The 25,897-nt window shown below is 45.0% G+C and carries 24 protein-coding genes; 15 read left to right on the top strand and 9 right to left on the bottom strand.

Going from position 1 to position 25,897, the window contains the following annotated elements; translation table 11 throughout:
* Window positions 1-19 precede the first annotated feature (19 nt).
* Window positions 20-574 carry a single-stranded DNA-binding protein gene (locus OPS28_RS04380; protein WP_265608228.1) on the bottom strand — a complete coding sequence of 185 codons (555 nt, stop codon included), beginning with the start codon at window positions 572-574 and terminating at the stop codon, window positions 20-22.
* 280 nt (window positions 575-854) lie between these two features.
* Here OPS28_RS04380 and OPS28_RS04385 point away from each other — a divergent pair, with 280 nt between their 5' ends.
* The gene (locus tag OPS28_RS04385; RefSeq protein ID WP_265608229.1) at window positions 855-2,255 is read left to right on the top strand and encodes a M20/M25/M40 family metallo-hydrolase; all 1,401 of its coding nucleotides are present in this window, start codon (window positions 855-857) and stop codon (window positions 2,253-2,255) included.
* 270 nt (window positions 2,256-2,525) lie between these two features.
* Here OPS28_RS04385 and OPS28_RS04390 read toward each other — a convergent pair whose 3' ends face one another.
* Both OPS28_RS04390 and OPS28_RS04395 read right to left on the bottom strand, forming a co-directional pair.
* Window positions 2,526-3,383, bottom strand: coding sequence for an alpha/beta hydrolase (locus OPS28_RS04390; RefSeq protein WP_265608230.1), 858 nt, complete (start codon window positions 3,381-3,383; stop codon window positions 2,526-2,528).
* 64 nt (window positions 3,384-3,447) lie between these two features.
* Entirely contained in the window at window positions 3,448-4,776 is a 1,329-nt protein-coding gene (locus tag OPS28_RS04395; protein ID WP_265608231.1) for an MFS transporter, read from the bottom strand.
* Window positions 4,777-4,990: 214 nt separating this feature from the next.
* Here OPS28_RS04395 and uvrA point away from each other — a divergent pair, with 214 nt between their 5' ends.
* Genes uvrA through OPS28_RS04410 form a run of 3 tightly spaced genes read left to right on the top strand, consistent with a single transcriptional unit; the run spans window position 4,991 to window position 8,968 of the window.
* Entirely contained in the window at window positions 4,991-7,819 is a 2,829-nt protein-coding gene (uvrA, locus tag OPS28_RS04400) for an excinuclease ABC subunit UvrA (protein WP_265608232.1), read from the top strand.
* A 22-nt stretch (window positions 7,820-7,841) separates the two neighbouring features.
* On the top strand, window positions 7,842-8,255 hold the full coding sequence (locus OPS28_RS04405) for an acyl-CoA thioesterase (RefSeq protein WP_265608233.1): 414 nt from the start codon (window positions 7,842-7,844) through the stop codon (window positions 8,253-8,255).
* Window positions 8,252-8,968 (top strand): 2OG-Fe(II) oxygenase, encoded by a 717-nt coding sequence (locus OPS28_RS04410; protein WP_265608234.1) that lies wholly within the window; start codon window positions 8,252-8,254, stop codon window positions 8,966-8,968. The genes OPS28_RS04405 and OPS28_RS04410 overlap by 4 nt, the downstream gene beginning before the upstream one ends.
* Window positions 8,969-9,232: 264 nt before the next feature.
* Here OPS28_RS04410 and OPS28_RS04415 read toward each other — a convergent pair whose 3' ends face one another.
* The 4 genes from OPS28_RS04415 to OPS28_RS04430 all read right to left on the bottom strand — a co-directional run bounded on the left by OPS28_RS04415 (window position 9,233) and on the right by OPS28_RS04430 (window position 13,097).
* Window positions 9,233-10,852, bottom strand: coding sequence for a methyl-accepting chemotaxis protein (locus OPS28_RS04415; protein WP_265608235.1), 1,620 nt, complete (start codon window positions 10,850-10,852; stop codon window positions 9,233-9,235).
* 90 nt (window positions 10,853-10,942) lie between these two features.
* Window positions 10,943-11,416 (bottom strand): DUF3299 domain-containing protein, encoded by a 474-nt coding sequence (locus OPS28_RS04420; protein WP_265608236.1) that lies wholly within the window; start codon window positions 11,414-11,416, stop codon window positions 10,943-10,945.
* Window positions 11,417-11,488: 72 nt separating this feature from the next.
* On the bottom strand, window positions 11,489-12,022 hold the full coding sequence (ppa, locus tag OPS28_RS04425) for an inorganic diphosphatase (RefSeq protein ID WP_265608237.1): 534 nt from the start codon (window positions 12,020-12,022) through the stop codon (window positions 11,489-11,491).
* 94 nt (window positions 12,023-12,116) lie between these two features.
* A complete protein-coding gene (locus OPS28_RS04430; RefSeq protein ID WP_265608238.1) occupies window positions 12,117-13,097 on the bottom strand; it encodes a class 1 fructose-bisphosphatase in 981 nt (326 codons plus the stop codon).
* A gap of 259 nt (window positions 13,098-13,356) precedes the next feature.
* Here OPS28_RS04430 and mpl point away from each other — a divergent pair, with 259 nt between their 5' ends.
* The 3 genes from mpl to OPS28_RS04445 are packed head-to-tail and all read left to right on the top strand — an operon-like array spanning window position 13,357 to window position 16,133.
* Window positions 13,357-14,724, top strand: a complete 1,368-nt coding sequence (gene mpl / locus OPS28_RS04435; RefSeq protein WP_265608379.1) for a UDP-N-acetylmuramate:L-alanyl-gamma-D-glutamyl-meso-diaminopimelate ligase — start codon at window positions 13,357-13,359, stop codon at window positions 14,722-14,724.
* Window positions 14,717-15,328, top strand: a complete 612-nt coding sequence (locus OPS28_RS04440) for a flavin prenyltransferase UbiX (protein WP_265608239.1) — start codon at window positions 14,717-14,719, stop codon at window positions 15,326-15,328. Before mpl ends, OPS28_RS04440 begins: the two co-directional genes overlap by 8 nt.
* A gap of 10 nt (window positions 15,329-15,338) precedes the next feature.
* A complete protein-coding gene (locus tag OPS28_RS04445; protein ID WP_442863965.1) occupies window positions 15,339-16,133 on the top strand; it encodes a S1/P1 nuclease in 795 nt (264 codons plus the stop codon).
* 451 nt (window positions 16,134-16,584) lie between these two features.
* Here the strand turns inward: OPS28_RS04445 and OPS28_RS04450 are convergent, their stop codons facing one another.
* Entirely contained in the window at window positions 16,585-18,507 is a 1,923-nt protein-coding gene (locus OPS28_RS04450; protein ID WP_265608381.1) for a hybrid sensor histidine kinase/response regulator, read from the bottom strand.
* A gap of 203 nt (window positions 18,508-18,710) precedes the next feature.
* Window positions 18,711-19,196: a ribonuclease E activity regulator RraA gene (gene rraA / locus OPS28_RS04455; protein ID WP_265608240.1), complete on the bottom strand. Its 486-nt coding sequence runs from the start codon at window positions 19,194-19,196 to the stop codon at window positions 18,711-18,713.
* Window positions 19,197-19,374: 178 nt separating this feature from the next.
* Between rraA and OPS28_RS04460 the strand changes: the two genes are divergently transcribed.
* The 8 genes from OPS28_RS04460 to OPS28_RS04490 are packed head-to-tail and all read left to right on the top strand — an operon-like array spanning window position 19,375 to window position 25,624.
* Window positions 19,375-19,893 (top strand): phosphatase PAP2 family protein, encoded by a 519-nt coding sequence (locus OPS28_RS04460; protein WP_265608241.1) that lies wholly within the window; start codon window positions 19,375-19,377, stop codon window positions 19,891-19,893.
* A 2-nt stretch (window positions 19,894-19,895) separates the two neighbouring features.
* A complete protein-coding gene (locus OPS28_RS04465) occupies window positions 19,896-20,963 on the top strand; it encodes an MJ1255/VC2487 family glycosyltransferase (RefSeq protein ID WP_265608382.1) in 1,068 nt (355 codons plus the stop codon).
* 49 nt (window positions 20,964-21,012) lie between these two features.
* The gene (gene lptM, locus OPS28_RS17135; RefSeq protein ID WP_442863966.1) at window positions 21,013-21,162 is read left to right on the top strand and encodes an LPS translocon maturation chaperone LptM; all 150 of its coding nucleotides are present in this window, start codon (window positions 21,013-21,015) and stop codon (window positions 21,160-21,162) included.
* On the top strand, window positions 21,163-22,413 hold the full coding sequence (gene lysA, locus OPS28_RS04470) for a diaminopimelate decarboxylase (protein ID WP_265608242.1): 1,251 nt from the start codon (window positions 21,163-21,165) through the stop codon (window positions 22,411-22,413).
* A gap of 46 nt (window positions 22,414-22,459) precedes the next feature.
* Window positions 22,460-23,290 (top strand): diaminopimelate epimerase, encoded by an 831-nt coding sequence (gene dapF / locus OPS28_RS04475; RefSeq protein WP_265608383.1) that lies wholly within the window; start codon window positions 22,460-22,462, stop codon window positions 23,288-23,290.
* On the top strand, window positions 23,287-23,985 hold the full coding sequence (locus OPS28_RS04480; RefSeq protein WP_265608243.1) for a DUF484 family protein: 699 nt from the start codon (window positions 23,287-23,289) through the stop codon (window positions 23,983-23,985). The genes dapF and OPS28_RS04480 overlap by 4 nt, the downstream gene beginning before the upstream one ends.
* On the top strand, window positions 23,985-24,908 hold the full coding sequence (gene xerC, locus OPS28_RS04485; RefSeq protein ID WP_265608244.1) for a tyrosine recombinase XerC: 924 nt from the start codon (window positions 23,985-23,987) through the stop codon (window positions 24,906-24,908). The genes OPS28_RS04480 and xerC overlap by 1 nt, the downstream gene beginning before the upstream one ends.
* Window positions 24,905-25,624 (top strand): HAD-IA family hydrolase, encoded by a 720-nt coding sequence (locus tag OPS28_RS04490; RefSeq protein ID WP_332017552.1) that lies wholly within the window; start codon window positions 24,905-24,907, stop codon window positions 25,622-25,624. Before xerC ends, OPS28_RS04490 begins: the two co-directional genes overlap by 4 nt.
* Window positions 25,625-25,897 lie beyond the last annotated feature (273 nt).

Genomic DNA, 25,897 nt, shown 5'->3' on the forward strand with positions numbered 1-25,897 from the left:
GTACCACTACTAAAAGCGATCAGAATGGGATGTCGTCGTCAAAATCAAAATCAGGCTCTGGCATAGCCGGTTTTGCATTGCTCTGATTACTTGGCTGTTGAGGACGACCGCCGCCCTGATTACCTTGTGGTGCATACCCGCCTTGCTGATTATAGCCTGGGTTACCGCCTGGGTTACCGCCTTGATTTCCACTTTGAGGGCGCTGCTGGTATCCACCGCTCGCGTTGCCTCCTTCCTGACGACCACCTAACATTTGCATTTGGTCGACAATGATTTCAGTTGTATAACGATCCTGACCCTGCTGGTCTTGCCATTTACGGGTCTGCAACTTGCCTTCCACATAAATTTGCGCACCCTTTTTTAAGTACTCACCGGCAATTTCCGCTAAACGACGATACATGGTCAATCGGTGCCATTCAGTTCTTTCCTGTACCTGCCCTTGCTGATCCTTCCAGCTCTCGCTCGTGGCCAGACTTAAATTCGCAACTGCATTACCATTAGGCATATAGCGTACTTCGGGATCATTTCCTAAATGCCCCACCAGGATGACTTTGTTAACACCTCTGTTTGCCATCGTTATCTCCTGCAACTTAATTTAACTTACCGCACTTATCCATATGAATTTTAAAAGGATAAGGAGTTTTCAAGCGGATGAATTACGCGTAGTATACCTTAATTCAACGGCCAGTTTATGTATTTATTTAGGTCACCGAGCATATCCTTTTATTGAAGTGAAAACCACTGATCGAAAGCATCGGTTAATAGAAATAAAATTGCGTTTAGAATCATTTAACAACGACATCTTTTTAAGAATGTCTATTTTTCAATAACTCTCTATTTGTGAAGGAAATTTAATGAAGCGGTTTAGTTGGGCCATTTTTTTAGCGGGTATAATGGGATCACTTTTTTTCAGCGGCGCGGTACATGCCTTAGACGAAAAGTTACATGCCCAATTGGACGAACTAAAAAACGCTACTGTTCACTCCACTCTTTCTTACGACATCATCGAATCCCTCACCACCGAAGTAGGGGCCAGAATGGTGGGTACCCCTGCGGAGAAAAAGTCAGTGGAGTGGGCAATGGTAAAAATGAAAGAACTGGGATTTGATAAGGTATGGAAGGAAGAAAGCCAAGCGCCCGATTGGCAGCGAGGCGAACTTGAAGTCGCACTGACCTCTCCTTTCCATCATAAGTTGGTAGCGCTGTCGCTAGGTAACAGTGTGGGCACCAGCGCTGGCGCTATAGAAGCTCAGGTTGAAATGTTTGAGAGTTTGGAGGCACTCAGCGCAGCTAAACAGAACAGCTTAGCTGGCAAGATTGCTTATGTCGCGTTTGCCATGGAACGTAGAAAGGATGGTAGCGGGTATAGTGAAGCCGTGGGCGCTCGCGTAAATGGTGCTTCTATTGCCGCCAAACGTGGCGCGGTGGCATTCGCTATGCGTTCAGTTGGTACAGATTCCCACCGCTTTGCACACACCGGCGTAATGCGTTACTCAGAAGGGAACAACCACATTCCCGCTATAGCCCTTTCCAATCCTGATGCCGATTTGCTGGAAAATGCGCTGCTACGAACACAACCTGTGACTATGTCAATTTCATCCACGGCAAGCGGAAAACTGAATAACAACGTTACAATCGCGAATGTAATAGGGGAGATAACAGGGAGCGAAAATCCTGAAGAAATTGTTACTTTAGGCGCTCATTTAGATAGTTGGGATGTAGGTACCGGCGCTATCGATGATGGGATAGGCGTGGGCATAACTTTGGCCGCGGTGAACCACATTACCAAAATGAAGCAAAGGCCCAAGCGAACTATTCGGGTCATCCTTTTCGCAGCTGAAGAGATTGGTCTGTTAGGCGCTAAGGACTACGTTGAGAAGCATAAGGATAACATGATGAATCATGTGATTGGTGCAGAATGGGATTTCGGCAATGGCAAAATATATAAACTTGCGCCTGGCGTGGGAGATACCTCGTTAAGCAAATTAAAAGAGTTCGCTGGATACTTATCCCCTATGGGAGTGGAAATGGCCTCGACCAATAATGCGAAAGGTCAGTCCGATATGAGTTTATTGGGTAAAGCAGGCCAGCCCGCCGTTAACTTTTATCCCGATGGCAATGATTATTTTGATTATCATCATACTGAAAATGACACGCTAGATAAGGTTAACCAAGAGGCACTTAAAACCAATACTGCCATTTACACAATGTTTGCATGGTATGCGGCGAACAGTGGAGTAGATTTCCGCAAGTAATAGTACACCTAATGGATCAAGGGGCCTGTGGCGTCCCTTGAGGCTTAATTGTGATCGTTTCTAATTTACGCGCTTCTTAACTTTCTGACTGGCCAGAGTGGGAAAAATATGACTGGATAGAATCGAAGTGTTTTAATAATTTGAAAACTGAACGCCCCTTCAGAAAAGAAAAACAGTAATGCATTAAGGCTGTGTGGCGTAAACTAGAAGGACTATACTATTCTTCGTTTCCTTAGCTGCTCGCATATTATTGCGAGTGAATTTTAGTTATTACTTTATAGTTTCTACAAATTCACGGTAGTGCTGAATAGTCGCATCCTGCTTCAACGCGTGATAATGCGTTTGCTCAGGAATGATATACATGGTTTTATTGGCAGTCGGAGCGGCGCGATAAACTTGTTCAACAAATTCGACAGGTGTAACCCTGTCCTTTTCACCCACCAAAAACAGTACCGGACCCTGATAGTTTTTGATCGCTTCAACATTACTCATATTGGCTAAATCAGGATGTATATCTAACGATGTGAATGGCCGTGACCACCCAGGCATCATGTTGGTAACTACGCTAGGTAAATCATTTAGAGCGCCATCTAGAACCAGCGCATCCACGTCTCGTTCCGCCCCAATGTAAGTGGCGAACAGGGTTCCCATCGAAAGACCATGCACTAATGTCGGCAAGCGCGTAGGGAAGACTTCCTTTGCGTAATCGTAAACCTGAAGCGCATCAGACTTTAGATTAGCCACTTTAAGCTTATCGGCTCTACCACTGGCCCCCATGCCCTGATAGTCTACCCACAATATATTGGCCGGAATTTGGCCGAAACGGTGAATAATGCCTGAACCTTTATTGATGGTTTGGCCGTCTCCTCCAAAAAAAACAATGTTTACTTGAGCGTTCGGATACGAGACGGCAACACCTACCAATTGAAGGTCCTGCGAATTTGTCAGTTGTACGGTGGTAATGGAAGCCTGAGCTTCATCTTTTTGAATCGCTTTTTGTAATGAAGAGGTGTCCAGCTGTAACGGTTGCGTCGCTTGATAAATAAAAGCGCTTGGCGTGACGTCAATCGCGCAGCCTATCGTCAAACATAACAGACCCAAAGATAAAAGAAATGTTATAAAACGCATCGATACTTCCTTGCTAATCCTAACTCTATTAAAGCGGATGATACGCGTAAGAACAAGCTACACGCTATTCTTTAGTAACAATCATTTGTGCTTGTTGTAAGTCAAAATCGCGGGTGACTTTTAGATATATTGTATCCACCCCGGAATTTTGCGTGACTTCGACCACGCCGGGCAGCGCTTTAAGCTTCGATTTAGCCAACTCAGTTGCCACCCCTTTTAGCTGAACGCGTTTTATCCTAGAAACTTCTTTCAACCCGCTTAAGAGTAAAAACCATAGAATTACAGCTAAGGCCCCGATGAGATAGGCTGTTTCCGCTGGCCAAATGTTTACCGTCCAGCCCGAAATTACGCCGCCTAGAAAAGCGCCGAAAAACTGAAAGCTGGCATAAATCCCCATTGCAGTGCCCTTTTCACCGGCCGGCGCAATACTTGAAACCAATGCAGGAAAATTGGCTTCCAAGTAGTTAAATCCAGTAAAAAAGAATACGACTGCCACCAGCACCACCCACTGGTTCTCATCATGCAGAGCTAACAGACTGAAGCCTGCTCCCATTAATACCAGTGCAAGCATTAACAATCGTTTCGGCATCTGTCCCTTTGCCACTCCCATCATTACTACTAATCCGATAATAGAAGCAAGCAATACAGGGGCATAAAGCGTCCAATGGCTTTGTAATGACATATTAAAATGCAGCAGCGTCACCGGTAATTGCACAAACAATAGGGTGATGAGCATATGCAAAAACATCACACTTATATTTAACCGCCATAGCTGCGAAGAAAAAAATAACCGTTTTAACTGGTTCGCTTGCGGAAGAGTGTCGCCGCTGGCGAGGAAGGATACTTTGGGGATACCCCATAAAATGAGTGGTAAGCAGGCAAGGGCCAAAATCCCTGTTATCCAGAAAATGCCAGCCAAACCAAACTGCTCAGCTAGCAGGGGCCCTACCAAAACAGCTAAATAGAAAGACATACCGATCGCTATGCCAATAATTGCCATAACTTTAGCGCGTTGTGATTCTCTACTGACATCAGCAGCTAATGCCATTATAGCGCCAGCAATCGCACCTGCACCTTGTAATATTCGACCTACGATCATCCACGCCATTGTGTCAGCACTGGCGGCAATGAAACTACCTACAGCGAACACAGATAGACCTAACACAATAACGGGCTTGCGCCCCCATCGATCAGACATCATGCCCATTGGGATTTGCAACGCAGCTTGCGTCAAGCCATATCCACCTATAGCCAGGCCGACCATTAAAGGAGAGTAATCTGGGTAATCCATGGCTGCTACTGCCAGAACTGGCATAACCATAAATAGTCCGAGCATGCGCAATACGTAGACCAGCGCCAACGCAATCGCCGCACGTACTTCAAGTGCGTTCAAACTTCACCTGTATTAGCTTTCATTTCGTTAATGCGGCGCAGTTTACCACAATTTCTGCCACATCCCATGTTGTGCACTTTGATCTGCCTTTTACATTAACCGTAAACATTTCTTATCGAAGTTACATTGAATTCACCATGTTACGCCAGTCTCCGGTATATCTTTCAGGCTCGGGTGTGGCATACTGATCTTTTTGGCAAAAATTAGCGCATCTATGGATAAAATCGACGTTCGCGGGGCTCGCACCCACAATTTAAAAAATATCGATTTAACCCTTCCGAGGGACAAGTTGGTAGTTATCACCGGCTTATCCGGTTCAGGTAAGTCCTCACTCGCATTTGACACCCTTTATGCGGAAGGCCAGCGGCGTTATGTAGAGTCACTTTCAGCCTACGCTCGGCAATTTCTATCCATGATGGAAAAGCCTGACGTTGATCATATTGAAGGTCTCTCGCCCGCTATTTCTATTGAGCAGAAATCAACTTCGCATAACCCACGTTCAACCGTAGGTACGATAACCGAGATATACGACTATTTACGCTTAATGTTTGCCCGAGTGGGTACCCCCCGGTGCCCAGACCATGACACGCCACTTGATGCACAGACCGTTAGCCAAATGGTAGACAAGGTGCTGGCAATGCCGGAAGGCAGCAAACTGATGTTGTTAGCTCCTGTCGTGGAAGATCGTAAAGGGGAACACGTAAAGGTATTACAAAACCTGGCGACTCAGGGATACATCCGCGCGCGAATCGACGGCGAGGTTTGCGATCTATCCGATCCCCCACCCCTGGATTTACACAAAAAACATACTATCGAAGTCGTGGTAGACCGCTTTAAAGTACGCGACGATTTACAACTGCGATTGGCTGAATCATTTGAAACTGCTTTAGAGTTAGCCCATGGCAATGCAAAAATCGCTAATATGGACGAGCCGGAAGCGGAAGAAATTATTTTTTCCGCAAACTTTGCCTGCCCGCTTTGTGGATATAGTTTAAGTGAATTGGAGCCGCGTCTATTCTCGTTTAACAACCCCGCGGGTGCTTGCCCTACTTGCGATGGATTGGGCACACGACAATTTTTCGACCCTGCGCGAGTAGTCAGTAACGCAGAGTTAAGTTTAACTGGTGGGGCTATTCGCGGTTGGGATAAGCGTAGTTATTACTATTACCAGATGCTCCAGGCTGTGGCAGAACAATACGACTTTGATCTGACCAAACCCTTTCAATCACTTTCTGACAAAGCGCGGGATGTGGTGTTATATGGTTCCAAAGGCAAATCCCTTAAGTTCAAATATATTAACGACCGCGGCGATGTGATGGAGCGCAAACACCCTTTTGAAGGGGTGATACCTAATATGGAACGCCGCTACCGCGAAACTGAGTCTAACGCGGTGCGAGAAGAGTTGGCTAAGTATTTAAGTCAACAGCACTGTAGTGCCTGCGAGGGTTCGCGGCTAAGATTGGAAGCGCGCAATGTATTTTTACAGGACACGACCCTGCCGACAATTACTGAAATGTCGATTGCCGCGGCGTACGATTTCTTTGCCAATCTCAACCTTACTGGGCAAAAAGGCCAAATAGCGGAAAAGATTTTGAAGGAAATTCAGGACCGTCTGCGTTTTCTTATCAACGTTGGATTGAACTACCTGTCAATGTCACGCAGTGCAGACACACTGTCGGGCGGCGAAGCACAGCGCATTCGCTTAGCCAGTCAAATTGGTGCAGGTTTAGTGGGTGTCATGTATGTGCTGGATGAGCCTTCTATCGGCTTGCATCAGCGTGACAACGAACGTTTGCTGAAGACGCTTACGCACCTACGTGACTTAGGTAATACCGTACTGGTTGTTGAACACGATGAAGATGCTATCCGTGAAGCTGACTACATTGTTGATATAGGCCCTGGGGCCGGCGTCCATGGGGGCGAAATCATTGCCCAGGGACAACTAGAAGATATTTTGAGCAGTGAGCATTCACTTACGGGGAAATATTTATCGGGCAGAGAGAAAATCGAAGTACCTGCAAAACGAACAAAATTCGATAAAAAGAAAGTTATAACCTTAACAGGCGCGACTGGAAATAACCTGGATGAAGTAGAGTTAACCATCCCAGTGGGCTTAATGACGTGTGTCACCGGTGTGTCTGGATCTGGAAAATCTACTCTCATAAACGACACTTTCTACAAAATTGCTCATCGTGAATTAAACAAAGCCACAACTTCAGAACCCGCACCCCACAAAGATATTAAGGGCCTGGATCAGCTCGATAAAGTAGTCGACATTGATCAAAGTCCAATTGGCCGCACACCGCGCTCAAATCCTGCCACTTATGCGGGTATTTTCACCCCAATTCGTGAGCTATTTGCTGGCACTCAGGAGGCACGTTCAAGAGGGTATAAAGTAGGGCGTTTCAGTTTTAACGTTAAAGGCGGACGATGTGAAGCGTGTCAGGGAGACGGGGTAATTAAAGTTGAAATGCATTTCTTACCTGACGTGTATGTACCGTGCGACGTGTGTAAAGGTAAACGCTATAACCGCGAAACGCTTGAAATTCAGTATAAGGGCAAAAATATCAACGAAGTGCTGGATATGACAGTGGAAGATGCCAGAGCCTTCTTTGACGCCATTCCGTCTATCGCGCGCAAACTGCAAACCTTAATAGATGTTGGTTTATCCTATATTAAACTAGGTCAGGCCGCGACCACACTTTCAGGGGGTGAAGCGCAAAGAGTTAAGCTTGCAAGAGAGCTATCCAAACGCGATACAGGGCAAACATTGTATATTCTAGATGAACCGACAACCGGCCTACACTTTCACGACATTAAACAGTTACTTGCAGTATTACACCGTTTACGTGACCATGGTAATACCGTAGTGGTTATCGAGCACAATCTGGACGTAATCAAAACTGCGGACTGGATCGTTGATCTAGGACCAGAAGGAGGTTCGGGCGGTGGCCGAATTATCGCAACGGGCACGCCTGAAGAGGTAGCCGAATCGAAGGTTTCGCACACAGGACACTTTTTAAAGCCACTTTTGAGCCGTTAATAATAGAGGGAAAAGTATAACAATGACAAATCGCCCCTTGGAAACATCGTTTGATGTTCGCTTTTATGAAACTGATGCCTTGGCGCATGTAAGTAATACGGTAATCGTTGGCTGGTTTGAGGCCGCACGTGAACCTGTATTTAAAATGTTCACACCCACGCTGGATTTGAAAAACTGGCCTCTTATTCTCGCCAGTTATCAGGTGGATTTTCACGCGCAAATTTTTTACGGGCGACCTGTTTCGGTAAAGACGTATATTAGCCGTATTGGGAATAGCTCTTTTGATGTATTTCAAGAGCTTTGGCAAAACGAAAATAAATGTGCTTCCGGCACCACTACTATGGTGCATTTTGATTACAAAAATCAGCAAACGTGCGCCATCCCAGATGAAGTCCGCAGTGCGTTAGCCTCCCACTTATTGGAGAAGGATGCATGAGTGAAGAGCAATGTGATTTTATCGAAGTTATAGATGATGTGCTTTCTGTTGAGTTATGTAACGAGATCATTTCAGCCTTTGAGAAAAGCCCTAACCTGGCTGCGGGCAGAACGGGTGGGGGTGTGGATACTGATAAAAAGAAGAGTTCCGATGTATCCTTCAGCGAACAGCCTGAATTTAAAGAATTGTTCCCACAAGTTATGCAAAAAACAGGAGAACAACTCCTTCGCTATATGGAAAAATACTATTTCGCCTTAGTCGGCCCGATTGGACTCACCGTACGGCATCCAACTACTGGAGAAGCGGTTAAACTGACTGGCGATAATTTCGAAGAGGTAGGTAAGCCCAATTTAGCAAATTTACTCAATTACTTGTTTCGAGTCGGAGAAATTAACGCGCAACGCTATCGAGCGAATGAAGGGGGATATCCTTACTGGCATTCAGAGGTATATCCCCAATTGCCCCACAATGATGCGCTGCATCGTACCTTACTATTTATGTTCTATCTAAATGATGTAGAAGAAGGTGGCGAGACTGACTTCTATTATCAGAAGCGCTCAATAAAGCCCAAAGCCGGTAGAATGGTTATTGCCCCGGCAGGATTCACTCATACGCATCGGGGACAAAAACCAAAAAATCAGGATAAGTATATTCTTACCTCGTGGATGCTATTTAATCGTGCAGAGGCAATCTATACTGCCGCTAAATCGTAAAATAGTAAGTACACACTTATGGAATTTTCTGGTCGTCGCATGCGCATAATGAAGAGCAAAGCGGGGAGACCAAAAAAGGATAGCCTCTAGAACACGCTGAAAAATTGCCGGCGCAGAGGGCAAGAGGAGGCTTCCAGTCACTGCGTCGACAATTTAATTTTGTCCATACTTACAGCAAATCTTATCAAGATACCTTGACTGAAATGTCATAAATACCTGCTTCTTTTTATGAGCGGATTACGCCAACCCGCTCATAAACAAACATTAATATTTAAATTGTTGCATGATACGGGCGAAATCTTTTGCCAAGTGTTCCAATGACTGGCTAACACCTGCAAGCTTTTCTGCGCTTTCAGCAGTATCATCAGTGCGACGATTAATATCCTCCACATTAGCTGATATTCTCTTCGCGACGTCTTGCTGTTCACCCGTGGCGCTGGCAATTTGATCGTTCATTCTGGTGATGCGAGAAATCGTATCGTTGATAACCGTCAAGCTACTTCCTGCTTTATTGGCTTCCTCAACGCTCGAGCCAGCTAATTCTGTCCCCCGTCCCATTACAGTCACCGCCGATCTGGCCGCATTTTGTAATTGTTCAATGGTATGCTGAATTTCTTCTGTGGATTGCTGGGTACGCGAAGCAAGTGTTCTGACTTCGTCTGCAACCACTGCAAAACCACGACCTTGTTCACCAGCACGTGCAGCCTCAATCGCCGCATTCAGCGCTAACAAATTAGTTTGTTCCGCAATACCTTTGATTACATCTAGAACAACACCTACCTGGTTGGAATCGTCCTCTAGCTTGCGAATAACTTCAGCGGTCTCCTGTACCGACGCCGCTAGGTTTTGAATACTGGTAACGGTTGAATTGACTACCCGTTGTCCATCACTGGACGCATTAGAGGCATCTGATGCAGCATCGGCTGCATCCGCAGCACTACTGGCGACTTCGTTCACGCTACTGGTTAAGTTATCAACCGCATGTTTCGTTTCTTCAGCTGAGCGTTGCTGAGCATCAATAGTAGTGCGGGTATGGCCTGACACCTCATTAAGATTTTTCGCAAGATCTGACAAAGGTTTAGATGACTGACCTATATCTTTTACGACACCTTGCAGTTTAGCGACAAATTGATTAAACCAGTGCACCAACTCACCAATCTCATCTTTGTTTTTGGTCTGAATACGGACTGTTAAGTCGCCATCTTCTTGCGCAATGTCGCGCAGAGAGTTTACTACTTCAGTCACACCGCCACGCAGATTACGTACGATGGGAAAGGCTGTGGCAAACAGCAGTATAGTAGTGATAACACCCATTACTATACCTACCATAATGAGTGAGCGCGCAGCCTCATTAGATTCATCAACTGCTTCTTCAAATGCTGCATGACGTGCCTGGCTGAAGTTTTCCAATCGGGTGGTCGTAGTTTCAAATCTCTCATTCATCTCGACGCTTTGCTGGGCCAGCTTGCTAAAATCGGCCGTGCCCCCCACCATCGATTCGCTAACTCTGTAAGCCAGCGTATAGTACTCATTAAAATTCGAAAGAATACTATTTGCTTCCGAATTTAACGCGGGGTTAACCTGAGCAATATAATTTAATTCCTCACGTGTGATCTCTGCAAGCTGATTAGCGCGTTGCAATGACTCTTCGTCACCCGTAGTCACCGCGCTACTCAGTGTATCGCGCACGTTTTTCATATTAAATAGCGCTTCACGGGAGTGGTTTAGCGCAGGGAACTGTACACCACGCGCGTCTTCCAGCAAACGAACATTGTCTAAAGCCGTATTGGATGTAATAACCAAGTACAATACAAATGCAATCGTACTAATTATTGGTATCAAATATAACTTTTGTGCAATCGATAGTCGGTTGAGAAAATTCATTGATTACCTGTTTTTTAGTTTGGCTAACTTAAATGCTTATCACTAAACTTATTATATATATCTAGTAATATCCAAAACTTTTTTTTCACATCAAAAAGGCGCGACAACTTGTCCTTCTAGTCGGTAACCCACAGACGCTATTTCACCAGCCCATCCTTCGGTAGATAGTAAACCCGTTACCCAAATAGCATCTGATAAGTTCTCTATCGGCACGCCTTCCGCAAACTTAACATAAACAATCTGATTTGAAGGCGGCGGTGGGACATGAATACAGGCTCCAAAATAAGGAACCAAAAGAAATTCAGTGGTGAGTTCAGCGGTTCCCTCAAGCGGTACAACGAAACCGGGGATTTTAACCACTTTACCGTCGTATTTAGATACCACGGGCGCATTAGGCTGTAATTGCGCCATACTGTTATCATGCGATACGGCGGGCGCTTGCATGGGATTAAACCCGGCTGGTACCAAATCTTCCCAGTAAACTTCAATGGGTTCTTCTGCAGTTGCACGAACTGAAAATGCAGATAACGTGATAAATAACAAAATCTGAATACATGATTTCATATTTTTCTCCAAAAACAAAAAGGGCTCGCATTTAACGAGCCCCTTCACATTTAGCAAACCAAAGTTTGATGATTAGCCGTTTTGCTTTTCGCGCTCAACACTTGCATTGATTTCCGCTTTAGCCGCTTCAGCACCGTCCCAACCGTCAATTTTAACCCATTTACCTGGCTCAAGATCTTTATAGTGAGAGAAGAAATGCTCAATTTGTTGAAGCAGTAGTTCCGGCAAATCATTTACGTCATGCACGTTGCGATAAATAGTAGATAATTTATCAACGGGTACGGCGATAACTTTTGCGTCTTTGCCCGACTCATCAGTCATATTAAGGACACCCACAGGGCGACACTTAATCACTGAGCCTGACAATAAAGGAAAAGGCGTTACTACCAATACGTCGACCGGATCTCCATCTTCAGACAAGGTATTGGGCACATAACCATAGTTGGTTGGATAATGCATGCAAGTCGCCATGAAGCGGTCCACATACATAGCGCCAGTGTCTTTATCGACTTCGTATTTAACCGGATCAGCCTGCGCTGGAATTTCGATGATAACATTCACTTCTTCAGGTACATTTTTACCTGCTGGAACGTTGCTTAAACTCATTGATAAGTTTCCTTTATTTTAGACGTAATAATAAACCGCACAGTATAAGACTATTAAGTCAAAATACAAAGCCGGTTTACTGCAGCGAATGCTATTAAGACTCGTGCTTCGCGTAGTAACTCAAACACGCCTCAATCTCTTCTTTCGAACCTAACAAAGTGGGTACACGCTGGTGAATTTCACTTGGCATTACTTCCATAATGCGCCCGTGTCCTGTGTTAGCCAAGCCACCTGCTTGTTCCATCAAGAAAGCCATGGGATTAGCTTCGTAGAGTAAACGTAATTTACCCGGCTTCGATGGATTTCGCTTGTCGAACGGGTACATAAATATTCCCCCCCGACACAGTACGCGATGAATATCGCCCACCATCGCCGCTACCCACCGCATATTATAGTCTTTACCTCGAGGTCCTTCGGTGCCAGCCAACAGATCCCCGATATATTCTTGCACGGGCGCCTCCCAATGACGTTGATTAGACGTGTTAATGGCGAATTCTTTAGTTTGTTCCGGCACTTGAATATTAGGATGGGTTAACAGAAAACCACCATGGGTCTTATCTAACGTGTATAGATGCGTGCCGCGGCCTGTGGTCATCGCTAACATCGTTGATGGCCCGTATAATACGTACCCTGCCGCGACCATTTGCGTTCCAGGCTGGAGGAATGCAGAAGGGTCATCGGCTTCCATCCACTGGGGGGCATGCGTGATCGAGAAGATGGTACCAATAAGGCTGTTAATTTCGGTATTTGACGAACCGTCTAGCGGGTCAAAACTTACCAGATACTTGCCTTCAGGATTGCAAGGAACGACGTCATCTTCTTCCTCAGAGGATATTGCTTTGACATAGCCCGATTCACGCAATGTATCTTTTAAAATCTGGTTAGAAATAACATCCAGTTTTTTCTGTGTTTCGCCTTGTACATTCTCACTTAGAGTAGAGCCCAAAACACCCGCTAATGCGCCTTGACTAACACGAAAAGAGATTTCTTTACACCCGGCTAAAAGCGTACGGATAAGTAAAATAAGTTCGAGCGGGGCACCGTCTTTTTGTAACTGCGAATTAAGTCGTTTCATAGTGTGCTACAGCCTTTATCAATTTTTGTAGGGTAAATCAGCGATCACATTGCGTAGTATAATTTTTTTTAGATAACGTAATTTAGCTGATCATCGATTAATCTGCCGACCTAAGCAATTTGCTTCGTGTTAATAGGCATTGACTAATTGGGCACTAATTGTACCCGCGAAAAAGATTGAAAGGAAATCTGAGTTGTATATCAACACATCGAGTCGCTTCTGGTAGAGTATATTGAAGAAAAAGTTATATGAAGATCCTATGCACGTTCATATTTTAGGCATTTGTGGAAGTTTTATGGGTGGTATAGCCGCCATCGCTAAATCTCTAGGTCATACCGTCACCGGTTCGGATCAAAACGTGTACCCCCCTATGAGTACACAACTGGCAAACTTAGGTATTACATTGACAGAGGGCTTCGATGAAGCGCAGTTTAATCCTGTTCCTGATGTTGTCATCGTGGGTAATGCCCTATCGCGAGGGAACCCAGCCGTTGAGTATGTACTGAATCGGAATATTCCTTACATCAGCGGACCGCAATGGTTGCTTGAAAACGTACTGCAAGACCGTTGGGTGATAGGCATTTCTGGTACTCACGGTAAAACCACCACCAGCAGTATGGTGGCGTGGTTATTGGAGTATGCCGAATTAAACCCCGGCTTTTTGATAGGCGGAGTTCCACAGAACTTCGGCATTTCGGCGCGGCTGGGTGAGAGCCCGTTTTTTGTTATTGAAGCCGACGAATATGATAGTGCGTTTTTTGATAAGCGCGCTAAATTCGTGCACTATCATCCACGTACACTGGTTATTAACAACTTAGAGTTTGACCATGCCGATATTTTTGCCGACCTGGCCGCAATTCAAACGCAGTTTCACCACTTAGTTAGAACCGTACCCGGTAACGGCTTAATTATATCGCCTTCCCACAGTCAACCGATTAATGAGACGTTGGTCCGCGGCTGTTGGAGTTCGCAACAGTTTTCCGGCAAACACTGGCAGTACGAATTAATAAACTCTGACGGCAGTGCTTTTACAGTTCGCCACAACGATAAGCCTGTTGGAGAAGTTCATTGGGATTTGCTTGGTCTGCATAATGTGGAGAATGGATTGATGGCGATTGCCGCAGCGCATCACGCCGGGGTAACCGTTACCGACGCAGTTAACGGACTAGCGCAGTTTAAAAACGTTAAGCGCAGATTAGAGGTGCGAGGGACCATTAACGGGGTCACCGTATATGACGATTTCGCCCACCACCCTACCGCTATACAGTTAACCTTGCAGGGATTACGCGAAAAGGTGGGCGAGCAACGTATATTTGCCGTATTAGAACCGCGTTCTAATACCATGAAAATGGGTCATCACAACACGCAACTTGTTGCATCTTGGCAACAGGCTGATCATACACTGCTGTTGGAACCAAAAGGCCTGCAATGGTCTTTGGCTGAATTAGCATCAACCAGTACATCAGATGCAATATGCTTTGACGATGTCAGCATGATCATTGATTATTTACTTCAGCATGCAAAAAGCGGCGACCATATCCTGATCATGAGTAATGGCGGGTTCGATAATATTCACCGCCGATTGCTTAACGCCTTGCCCACCAGAACGGAAAAATCAGATGACTAACCCAACCATCACATTAGCCATCACGGGCGCTTCCGGCGCGCCATACGCATTGAGACTGCTGGAATCATTATTGGCCGCAAAATGTACGGTACACCTGCTTATTTCATCCGCCGCCAAGGTTGTTTTCGCTACCGAAGAAAATTTGCAGCTGCCGGGACGGCCAGATCAGATTAAAACGCTATTTATTGACAAATATCACTGTAATGAAGATCAACTTTACGTTTACGGCAAGGAAGAATGGTTCTCTCCGGTAGCGTCGGGGTCAGCCGCGCCGAAAACCATGATTGTATGTCCCTGCTCTACTGGTACGCTTTCTTCTATTGCGGTCGGGGCGAGTGACAACCTAATAGAAAGAGCAGCAGACGTTGTATTAAAAGAACGTGGACAGCTTATTGTCGTACCTCGGGAAATGCCATTATCATCCATTCACCTCGAAAATATGCTTAAACTGTCGCAACTGGGCGCAACCATTATGCCAGCTGCGCCTGGTTTCTATCATCAGCCTCAGTCCATCATGGATCTCGTTGATTTTGTCGTCGCCAGAATACTAGATCACATTGGAATAGACCAATCGCTAATGCCTCGCTGGGGCTACCAACGTTAAGGGAAAACTAATGCCAAAACTAACACAACGCATTTTCATTGCATCGTTAACTTCTGTCTGCCTTTTTACCTCTTCACTTGTGATGGCATGGGGGCAGACAGGCCATAGAGTAACGGGGGCGATTGCCGAGCATTATTTGTCAAACGAAGCCAAATCGGCTGTTGAAGCGCTTTTACCCAACGAATCTCTGGCTGAAGCATCCACCTGGGCAGATGAAATGCGTTCTAACCCGGACGAATTCTGGCAAAGAACAGCGACCCCCTGGCACTATGTAACTATTCCTGGCGATAAAACCTATCAACAAACCGGCGCACCAAAACAAGGTGATGCATTTACAGCCCTTCAGTATTTTCGCCAATTACTAACAAGCCCCACCAGCTCCGCTAGAGAGAAACAAAAAGCGTTGCGTTTTATTGTGCATATTATTGGCGATCTTCACCAACCCCTACACGCAGGTAACGGCAATGATAAAGGGGGCAATGATATAAAAGTACGCTTCTTCTGGAATGATTCTAATTTGCACAGGGTATGGGACTCACAAATGCTAGAGCAAAGAAAATTGTCTTACACCGAATGGACTGAGTGGTTATTGCAAAAAATTAGCGATACTGATCGTGACCAGTGGCGTGACACCAATCCGCAAACATGGATTGATGAGAGTGTGGCCATTCGCAAAACTATCTACCCTAAGGACGCTAATAACATGAACTACGATTATCTTTATGAGCATATTCCTACGGTAAAAAAGCGTCTGCAGCAGGCAGGGGTAAGAATTGCTGCTTACCTTAACGAAGTATTTAAATAATCCATTCAGAAAAGGGGCCAACGGGCCCCTTTTTACATAACTAAGTTCATTCGTAACCCTTGTTAGGACGAGGCTCTAAGCTTGGACGTTTCCAATTGTAGCTAAATAGACGTCAAGGATAGGAGTGGGTGTAATTCGGACTATGTCAGCGTTAGTTGAGTCTGGTGATGCCAAATTGGCGCGGCCAGGGTAACCTCAATTAAAGCTAGCTTATGTTTGCTTGGTTTGATGTTTCAAACCTGTTTATTGAGTTCATAAGATCTGTAGTCAGTTTGCGGGGTAAGGTAACTTCTAGGGGAAATTTTGTGTCGCATAGATTAACTGCAGGGTGATTACGCGCGCTAGTAACGTCATTACCTGTTGTTACGGGTGACATAGACGTCCGTCCTCCCCCCCAAAGACCTACGCGCATGTGCTAATAATATGCGTGATAAAACCAGCATGGCCTTTTTTAATCCAAATAACTTTTTAGGCCTTCATAGTCCTTGTTGCTCACATACAAAAGAATTTTCTTTAACTGCTCTGCGTCTATAGGTTTGACTAAGTGGTAATCGAAACCAGCTTCTTTAGTTCGTTGTATATCCTCATCGCGACCCCAGCCGGTAAGTGCGATAAGTACAGTATTGCGCCTCCATGCAGCCTTGCTCATACGTTTAGCCGTTTCATAACCATTAAGTTCCGGCATACCTATGTCCATAAAAATCACGTCGGGAGATAAATCAGGTGCAATCTCCAAAGCAGCCTTTCCGTTGTAAACGGTGTCTACTGAATACCCCAACATCAAAATAAGCATACCCAGAATATCTGCAGCCGATTTGTTATCGTCTACCAGAAGTACCTTACAGGGTGTCGTTTTCTCCATTTCACTTGCTACCTTAGACCCATCAGGTGTTTTTCTATATTCAATTAAAGGTAAGCGAACCACAAACTGACTGCCATTATCAGGATGGCGCGAACTAACTGAAACAGATCCGTCATGGAGTTCTACCAACTTTTTGACTAGAGATAAGCCTACTCCCAAGCCATTTTCCCCCGCCTCTAGGTCATCCCCTGACTGCGAAAAAAGCTCAAATATTTTTTCGTAATGTTCCTCAGGTATCCCTACACCGTGGTCGCTTACGGTAACAACTACTTGTTTATCGTGTATGTCAATTTTTAGCTCCACTCTTCCTTCATCTGGACTATATTTGATCGCGTTGTCTAATAAGTTAGAAAAAATCTGAATTAATCGAACTTGATTCCCTTGTACGACTATCGATTCATACTTACCGCTATCGTAAACAAATGTGTGCTCAGCCGTTTCCATTCTTTCGGCTACAGAATCAATAGCGTCTGTAATAACGTCTACCAACTCTACCTTTTCCATCTTTAACGACATCACGCCTCTGGATATCCGAGACACATCCATGAGATCGTTAACTAATGAAGTTAACTGTTGCGTCTGTCTTTTCATCGAAGAGCATAACGATTCAACGGCTTTAAGGTTTTTATTCTTTATTGCAAGGTCCATCGCTTCAAGACCACTTGCGATCGGTGCTAAGGGATTCCTTAATTCGTGGGCGAGCGTAGCAAGAAAGTCGTCTTTTCTGAGATTTGCTTCCCTTAAGGCTTCGTTGCTTGATTTTATTTGTCCCATCAGTTGCGCTTCGCGTCTTAACGTATAAAGCTCGTTATGTAACTGACTAGACAATTCGCAGGCTTCAGCTTCAGGGTCGTTAAATAACTTTTCTGCTAAATGTTCCTGCACCTGGAATAGTTGTCGTAAGTCGTCTTCTAGCTCTAACTCGGGATGAATCTTGGTCCAGTAATGGGCAGTACGGATAAAGGTTAGCAAAACTAACACATACTCTAAATCAGCAGGCGCGTAAGCCTTTTTCAACGCATCTAAACAGTCATGTGTACTGGAGGTTTGTAATAAAATATGAGCGACACAGACAAAGACTGCGTATTCTTCCTCAGACCCTTCATCTGGAACATGTGATGTAGACAATTCTAAAGTTGGAACAAGATTTAGGTACGGCTGAAGGTCGCTATTTCTGGGTAATGGATTCGCTAACAGGGGAATGATTAAATCCATTGAAGATAAATTGCTCGAAGGGTCCCCAGATGGATGCCCAAGCCCTGCTAAAAAGCCGACGTGCCTGGCAATACAATATCTTACTTCGCAAAAACGTGAGGCATAAACAAATAACCGTTCTTTAAATAAAGAGGGTAATGGGTTATCTAAATACGCGAACTTGGCAAAACCCCAAAGGTTTTCGGAAATATCGGGAGATTCTAATGCAAGTCTAAAAAAATTAGGTACAAGGCCAAAACGACTTTTTACATCATTTAGCAATTCTACGTTTAGGTGACTTTCTTTTCCAACATTCATTGACACTTAACTTGACCAGTCTACGAGAATCTGAGGGTAATGTGCCGTTCGTCTAGCTTTTTCACCAGTGCATACTGACCGAAGAAAATGAAATAAAAAGCGGCGTTAAAGAAGCAATAGTTGAAAACCCGCGATCTGGTTCATTTTTCTGCGCGTTTTTTTAGCATCGTACAACTATTGCTTGCTTGCCGTTAACAATGAAATCAATCAATGTCCAGTGGTTCAGGAGAAAGAATAACCCCTGTGGAATCGGCATATAAATGGTCTTCAGGAAGAAATGTCACGCCGCCAAAATTAACGGGTACATCCACATCCCCAATACTCTCTACTTCAGCGTTAACCGGGATTGATGCCACAGCAAGCACGCCGATATCCAAATCTGCAAGACTATCTACCTCGCGAACGCTGCCATAACAAACGATACCTTCCCACTCATTATCGATGGCCATTTGTGCAGAATTAGCATCAATTAATGCTCTTCGCGTAGACCCGCCCCCATCAATGAGTAGCACTTTACCTGCCCCATTTTGTGCAAGTATGCGGTCAACCAGACCACGATCTTCGTAACACTTAATCGTAGTAATTTCGCCGCCGAATGAATATCGCCCACCGTAGCTGACAAAAATAGGGTCAACAACATCTACACTATCAGCAAACAAGTCACACAACTCGGAAGTATTGTAATCCATCGATTTTCCTTACGGGAATAACTGCTGTACCTAGCATAGCATCATTTAAGTTAATTCAAACTAATTACGAAGATTTATAAGTAATGACGTATTGTCACGAATATTTCGCCACACTGTCACCGACTATTCATAAACTAACCTTAACCTGGTCGCCAGAAAAGTAAGTAAGGCAAAATCAATGAAGCTTACATCTCTTGCAAAATACGACATTGCTCTGTTTTATAAATTATTCAGATTAACAACCAAGCGCGATTGCCGAGTCATCATTTGGTTGTCTAGAACTGGAGATGGTTACCTTTACTTAATTATAGGTGTGCTGTTGTGGGCATTCGAACCACAACATGGAGAGCTGTTTTTATACACCGCATTGATGGCATACGCGCTTGAGCTACCCATTTATGTCATGCTGAAAACACTGTTTAAACGACAGCGTCCTTGCGATTTATTCGCTAACTTACGTTCTCATGTGACACCTTCCGACAAGTTTAGTTTACCGTCAGGACATACTGCGGCAGCCTGGCTGATGGCAAGTATCGTAGCATACTACTATCCGCCCTTTGCTTTTCTCGTTTACTCTTGGGCAACCCTGATCGGCTTATCACGCATATTACTTGGCGTACACTATCCGACTGATATTCTCGCCGGTATCACCCTGGGTGTAGCCATCGCAACGATTAGTTTGACGGTACTGGGATAATGATGAAAATACTGTACGGCGTCCAGGCTACCGGAAATGGCCATATAGCGCGTGCGCGCATCATGGCCGCAGCGATGCAAAGCAGAAACGATGTAGAAGTTGATTTCATTTTTAGTGGTCGTGAAGCGCACAACTATTTCGAAATGGAAATATTTGGTCACTACCGTACTTTTGCAGGCTTAACCTTTTTTACCACCCGGGGCCGGGTTGACCGGTTAAAGACGTTTCGCCAGGCACAACTTCGTCAATTTATACAGGACGTCAGAAAGCTTGATGTTTCTAAATATGATTTACTGATAAATGATTTTGAACCCGTTACGGCGTGGGCTGCAAAAATACAAGGTCTTAAATCTATCTCCATAAGTCATCAGGCTGCGTTTACCTATGCTGTACCTCGCTGTGGCGATACCGTTGTAGATAAACTCCTTCTAAAATATTTTGCACCTACGAATATTCAAGTTGGTGTACATTGGTTTCACTTCAATCAGCCAATCATTCCGCCTTTTGTGATGGAAAAACCAGTAAACCAACATGAAAGCTCTCTCATATTGGTTTACCTGCCATTTGAAGATATTGATGACATCCACCAAATGCTGTATCCGCTGAGCGAGCAACATTTTAAATGCTATCATCCCTCGATAACTGCCGAGCAGAAATGTGGGCACATTAGTTGGTTTCCTCCCTCGAAAGCGGGCTTTCATCATGCACTGCAACACTGCGAGGGAGTGATTGCCAATGGCGGATTCGAGCTATCGAGTGAGGCACTCCACCTGAATAAAAAGCTTCTTGTTAAACCGCTTCACGGGCAGTTCGAACAGCTCTCTAATGTGCTTACATTGCAGAAGCTAGGTCTTTGTCACACGCTATTCCAATTAGACAGCGATGTAGTTGATGAATGGCTAGAGGCTCCAGAGAATGAAGGCATTCGCTTTCCCGACACCCCCGGTATAGTGGTCGACTGGCTAGTAAAAGGGAATTGGGAAGACACCACTTCATTGTGTAAATCATTGTGGGAACGCGTAAATTACGGTCACCGAACGCAGGAAAAGTTATCTTCACTTGCAATTTAATAAAGCGATGAGATGATACAGGCATTGCATTTTCAATTACTATACTACCGTGTTCAAAAAGCTTTCTGTCGCTAGTGTTCTTATATACGTTCTTTTACTTTCCGCTTGTGGGTATCGCGCCGCGCTATACCTCCCTGAGGAAGAAGTGAGTAACCAACAAACTCAGCAAACTGAAGCGCCCGATGAAGAGGTGCAGTAGATGGATTTTTTTCAGTTTAAAAATGAGCAATTATTTGCCGAAGATGTCCCCGTAAACGAGATAGCGGAACAGCATGGCACGCCTCTGTATGTCTATTCTCGCGCTACCCTAGAGCGACATTGGCATGCGTTTAACGATGCCGTTGGCGATCATCCTCACCTTATCTGCTACGCCGTAAAAGCTAATTCTAATTTGGGCGTGCTAAGTGCGTTGGCCAAACTGGGCTCCGGATTCGACATTGTTTCTGGCGGCGAACTGGCCCGAGTAATCGAAGCAGGAGGGGACCCAGGTAAAGTCGTTTTCTCAGGCGTGGCCAAAAAGACCGATGAAATTCGCTATGCTTTGAAGCAAGGGATTATGTGTTTCAATGTAGAGTCTGAGCCAGAGCTTCAACGAATTAGTAAGGTCGCACAAGATATGGGAAAAACCGCGTCCATATCCCTACGTATTAACCCGGATGTGGATGCAGGTACTCATCCCTATATATCCACGGGTTTAAAGGCCAATAAATTCGGCATCCCCCGTGAACGCGCCGTGGCAGCTTATCAACTCGCTCACTCTTTACCTAATCTTGAAGTAGTAGGTATGGACTGCCATATTGGGTCGCAATTGACCCAAGTGAAGCCCTTTGTCGACGCCTTGGAACGTCTACTAGTGTTGGTAGATGAACTGACAGATTTAGGAATTGTTCTTTCTCACCTTGATGTTGGAGGGGGCCTGGGCGTTAAATATGCAACTGAAACACCGCCTCACCCTAAAGAATATGCGGCGGCCATGGCGGAAAAGATGACAGGTCGCGAGAATCTTAAGCTTATTCTTGAGCCGGGTCGGGCTATTGCAGCTAATGCTGGAATTTTAGTAACGCAGGTAGAGTTTGTTAAAGAAGGGGATGAAAAGCATTTTGCGATAGTTGATGCGGCGATGAATGACTTACTTCGCCCTTCACTTTATGAAGCGTGGCAGGAAATTGTTCAAGTAGAGCAGAAAACCACTGCGCCCAAACGGTTATACGATGTGGTCGGCCCTGTTTGTGAGACGGGGGATTTTCTCGGTAAAGATCGCGAATTAGCCGTTGCTGCAGGTGATTATCTGGCCGTGCGCGGAGCAGGCGCCTATGGCTTCGTAATGGCATCTAACTATAACAGTCGCTGTCGCCCGGCAGAGGTAATGGTAGATGGTAAATCTGTTCATTTGGTGCGTGAACGAGAAAAACTAAAAGATCTCTGGAAAGGTGAGCATAAACTTACGTAAACTAGAGGGTATCGAATTATTATTTTATAAAAAAGAAACATTCTATATGCAGGTGAATTTTTCAAAAATGCACGGACTCGGCAACGACTTTGTTGTTGTGGACAATGTCACCCAGAATGTTTTCTTTTCTAGAGATCGCATTCAGCAACTAGCAGATCGCCATTTTGGCATTGGTTTCGACCAACTATTAATGGTGGAACCTCCCTATGATCCTGAGCAAGACTTTCATTATCGCATTTTCAATGCAGATGGTAGTGAAGCGGGTCAGTGTGGAAACGGCGCCCGCTGCTTTGCACGGTTCGTTCGCCATAAAGGCTTAATAAATCGGAATCGCATTGTAGTCAGTACTGCCAACGGCAAGATGGTGCTATACCTTGAGAAAGATGGTCAAGTTACTGTGAATATGGGCAAACCTAACTTTGAGCCCGCTAATATTCCGCTTAAAGCTAATAAACAAGAAAAGACTTATATTATTCGTGAATACGAGCACACCCTTTTCTGTGGTGCCGTTTCTATGGGTAATCCTCACTGTGTTATGGAAGTTGATAATGTAGACGAGGCTGAAGTGGCCACGTTAGGGCCCTTATTAGAAACCAGCGAACGTTTTCCTGAGGGTGTTAATGTTGGCTTTATGCAGGTATTATCTTCAAAACATATTCGTCTGCGTGTTTTTGAGCGCGGAAGTGGCGAAACCCTGGCTTGCGGAAGCGGCGCGTGCGCGGCCGTAGCAATTGGCCAGATTCAGGGGAAATTAGATAAAGATGTGCAAGTTGATCTGCCAGGCGGTACCTTACGAATTCGCTGGCAGGGCGGAGATAGTATGTTAAAGATGACGGGTCCCGCTGAGCATATCTATGATGGACATTTTACTGTATGAGTGATTTTTCAGGACAGCCCAAAGCGACCGTACCTCTCGAGCCTAGGTATGAGGAAGCCGACGCGGTTAAAGCAGAAGACGTGCGCAATTACTTGCTGAAGCACCCTGAATTCTTCAATCAACATCCCGATTTGCTGGAACGTCTACGCATACCTCATCAACAGAAAGGCAGCGTTTCCTTAGTAGAGTTGCAAAGTGAGCAATATCGTAAGAAGCTACGCCAGCTTAATTACAAACTTAACCAACTAATTGGTGTCGCTAAACAAAACGAAAAAATATATCGTGTGTATACTGACCTTAATGTCCAACTGCTTACCTGTAAGTCGGTAGCAGACATTCAACTCAAACTAGAAGACGTGCTACAAGACCAGCTTGATCTGGCCGCAGTGGTCATTAAGATGTTTAAAGGCCCTCACGCTTTACCTGAATTGCAAAAAAAACTCATTACCGAGAAACGCTTTAAGCAGACCCCGTTTTTCTTTGGTCGTTTAAGTCAGCATGAAAAGCAATTGCTATTCAGTGACCAGCCCGCAGAGTCTGTGGCGTTAATTTCGCTAGGTAGAAAAAACGATTTGGGGTTAGTGGGAGTGAGTAGTGCAGATGCTACACACTTTACCCCTGATATGGACACCCTATTGCTGAAACAGCTGCAACAAGTACTTAATATTGTCATTCCGGATCTGCTTGGGTATTAATGGCAACCCCGTCAATTGAATCGCTAACAGATGAATGCCGTCATTGGCTGGAAAAATTCTTAGTTCATATACACGTTGTCCGTGGTCTATCTTCTCACACCATCAGCAACTACCGACGTCAATTAATCGTTGTCGCAGACATACTGGCTATTACCGACTGGCGTGCACTTACTCAGGTAGATGTTAAAAGAGTACTCGCCGCTTCAAAACGTGCCAACCAACAACCCAGAAGTATTGCTCTGCGTCTGTCAGCGCTCAGATCATTCTGCCAATATTTAATCGAGCAAGATCACCTTGAAACCAATCCGGTAGAAGGTGTTCAGGCGCCCAAAACGGGCCGTCCACTGCCCAAGCAACTTAATGTAGATGAAATGCAGCAGCTACTAACTAGTGAACACGATGCGGATATCATCTGCCGCGACTTAGCTATGTTCGAACTTATGTACGGTTGCGGTTTGCGTTTAAATGAACTGACATCGCTCAACCTCGCCGATGTTAAATCTGACGGCACAATTTGGGTAACGGGAAAGGGCAATAAACAGCGGGTGCTGCCCATAGGGCGGGTAGCTTCTCAAGCTATACATAACTGGCTGAAGGTACGCGGAAATTACGCCTCCATGTATGAAAGCGCCTTATTTGTCAGTAAAAGAGGAAGCCGCATATCGAATCGTCAAGTGGGTAATAGACTCGACCAGTTAGCCGTTCAGCAAGGTATGAATCAAAAGGTTAATCCACATAAGCTGCGCCACTCTTTTGCTACGCATGTTTTAGAATCGAGTGGCGATTTACGTGCGGTGCAAGAATTGCTCGGGCACGCCAACTTGTCTACTACACAGGTTTATACCCATTTAGATTTTCAACACTTGGCGAAGGTATACGATAGCGCCCATCCGCGTGCAAGGCGACGTACAGGAGAGAAATGATGAAATTTTATCGGCCGCTTTATTCCGTCAAGGCGATAACGTTCGATTTAGACGATACTCTGTATGACAACGGCCCTATCATTCATGCAGCGGAACAGACTTTACAATTATACCTTAAGGAACACCATCCCCAGACGGCTAAACTCGCCCCTCACGATTGGAACAAAATTAAAGAAGATTTAATACAGGCCAATCCTGCGCTCGCGTCAGATATGGGAAAGTTGCGCATGCAAAGTTTATTGACGGCGCTTTCAAGCGAATTATCGGGTGAGGAACTTAAGGAAGCCGCGAAAGTATGTTTTGACCGTTTCTATAACAAAAGAAGTGATTTTGAAATCGAAGAGAACATTCATTCCTGTCTAAAAAAGCTGTCCCGCAAAGTCCCATTGGTGGCTATTACCAATGGAAACGTGAATCCAAAAAATATCGGTATTAGTGAATATTTTACCCACTTCTTCCACGCGAGTATCGACCTTCCCATGAAGCCGGAGTCTCCGCTTTTCAAAGCAGCGGTGGAGGCGTTAGATTGTCAGCCACAAGAGATACTACATGTAGGCGACAACCTGATAAAGGATGTACAAGGCGCTGTAAATTCAGGTATGCAGGCGGCATGGTATGCCCATAATCGCGGTATGATTATGCGTTATGAAAAAGTATCTGTATTGCCCCATGTAGAACTAGGGTCATTGGACGAACTGTTGTTATTAGTAGATTAATCGAAGTGGCTGAAAAAAGGGTGGTTTTTATCTTTCATGTGGTTAGGCCGTCCCCCTGTGAATGGCCCGGCAATACGTGCCTGGGAAGGTTGTGCCTTTGAATGCACTCATTCAGTGCAGCATTTGCATAGTTCCATCAAACAAAAGGTGATTGACTACTCAGAACAGAAAAGACTCCTACTCGATATCACTTATTGTCTCTCTACACGCGGTTTAATGAAGTGGACCTTATGGCGTTTCCTAAATCCGAACTTTCGGAAAAAAAATTAACGC

The organism is Alteromonas sp. ASW11-130 (genome assembly GCF_026183735.1).
In the GTDB taxonomy this organism is placed as follows: Bacteria; Pseudomonadota; Gammaproteobacteria; order Enterobacterales; family Alteromonadaceae; genus Alteromonas.

What these genes read in the sequence shown, in the direction of transcription:
- OPS28_RS04430 (WP_265608238.1), bottom strand. Translation starts at nt 13,097, where the DNA reads ATGAAACGACTTAATTCGCAGTTACAAAAAGACGGTGCCCCGCTCGAA.
- mpl (WP_265608379.1), top strand. Translation starts at nt 13,357, where the DNA reads ATGCACGTTCATATTTTAGGCATTTGTGGAAGTTTTATGGGTGGTATA.
- OPS28_RS04390 (WP_265608230.1), bottom strand. Translation starts at nt 3,383, where the DNA reads ATGCGTTTTATAACATTTCTTTTATCTTTGGGTCTGTTATGTTTGACG.
- OPS28_RS04405 (WP_265608233.1), top strand. Translation starts at nt 7,842, where the DNA reads ATGACAAATCGCCCCTTGGAAACATCGTTTGATGTTCGCTTTTATGAA.
- rraA (WP_265608240.1), bottom strand. Translation starts at nt 19,196, where the DNA reads ATGGATTACAATACTTCCGAGTTGTGTGACTTGTTTGCTGATAGTGTA.
- OPS28_RS04450 (WP_265608381.1), bottom strand. Translation starts at nt 18,507, where the DNA reads ATGAATGTTGGAAAAGAAAGTCACCTAAACGTAGAATTGCTAAATGAT.
- OPS28_RS04420 (WP_265608236.1), bottom strand. Translation starts at nt 11,416, where the DNA reads ATGAAATCATGTATTCAGATTTTGTTATTTATCACGTTATCTGCATTT.
- OPS28_RS04480 (WP_265608243.1), top strand. Translation starts at nt 23,287, where the DNA reads ATGAGTGATTTTTCAGGACAGCCCAAAGCGACCGTACCTCTCGAGCCT.
- OPS28_RS04460 (WP_265608241.1), top strand. Translation starts at nt 19,375, where the DNA reads ATGAAGCTTACATCTCTTGCAAAATACGACATTGCTCTGTTTTATAAA.
- OPS28_RS04490 (WP_332017552.1), top strand. Translation starts at nt 24,905, where the DNA reads ATGATGAAATTTTATCGGCCGCTTTATTCCGTCAAGGCGATAACGTTC.
- lysA (WP_265608242.1), top strand. Translation starts at nt 21,163, where the DNA reads ATGGATTTTTTTCAGTTTAAAAATGAGCAATTATTTGCCGAAGATGTC.
- OPS28_RS04415 (WP_265608235.1), bottom strand. Translation starts at nt 10,852, where the DNA reads ATGAATTTTCTCAACCGACTATCGATTGCACAAAAGTTATATTTGATA.
- OPS28_RS04410 (WP_265608234.1), top strand. Translation starts at nt 8,252, where the DNA reads ATGAGTGAAGAGCAATGTGATTTTATCGAAGTTATAGATGATGTGCTT.
- OPS28_RS04380 (WP_265608228.1), bottom strand. Translation starts at nt 574, where the DNA reads ATGGCAAACAGAGGTGTTAACAAAGTCATCCTGGTGGGGCATTTAGGA.
- xerC (WP_265608244.1), top strand. Translation starts at nt 23,985, where the DNA reads ATGGCAACCCCGTCAATTGAATCGCTAACAGATGAATGCCGTCATTGG.
- ppa (WP_265608237.1), bottom strand. Translation starts at nt 12,022, where the DNA reads ATGAGTTTAAGCAACGTTCCAGCAGGTAAAAATGTACCTGAAGAAGTG.
- dapF (WP_265608383.1), top strand. Translation starts at nt 22,460, where the DNA reads ATGCAGGTGAATTTTTCAAAAATGCACGGACTCGGCAACGACTTTGTT.
- OPS28_RS04445 (WP_442863965.1), top strand. Translation starts at nt 15,339, where the DNA reads ATGCCAAAACTAACACAACGCATTTTCATTGCATCGTTAACTTCTGTC.
- OPS28_RS04465 (WP_265608382.1), top strand. Translation starts at nt 19,896, where the DNA reads ATGAAAATACTGTACGGCGTCCAGGCTACCGGAAATGGCCATATAGCG.
- OPS28_RS04385 (WP_265608229.1), top strand. Translation starts at nt 855, where the DNA reads ATGAAGCGGTTTAGTTGGGCCATTTTTTTAGCGGGTATAATGGGATCA.
- uvrA (WP_265608232.1), top strand. Translation starts at nt 4,991, where the DNA reads ATGGATAAAATCGACGTTCGCGGGGCTCGCACCCACAATTTAAAAAAT.
- OPS28_RS04440 (WP_265608239.1), top strand. Translation starts at nt 14,717, where the DNA reads ATGACTAACCCAACCATCACATTAGCCATCACGGGCGCTTCCGGCGCG.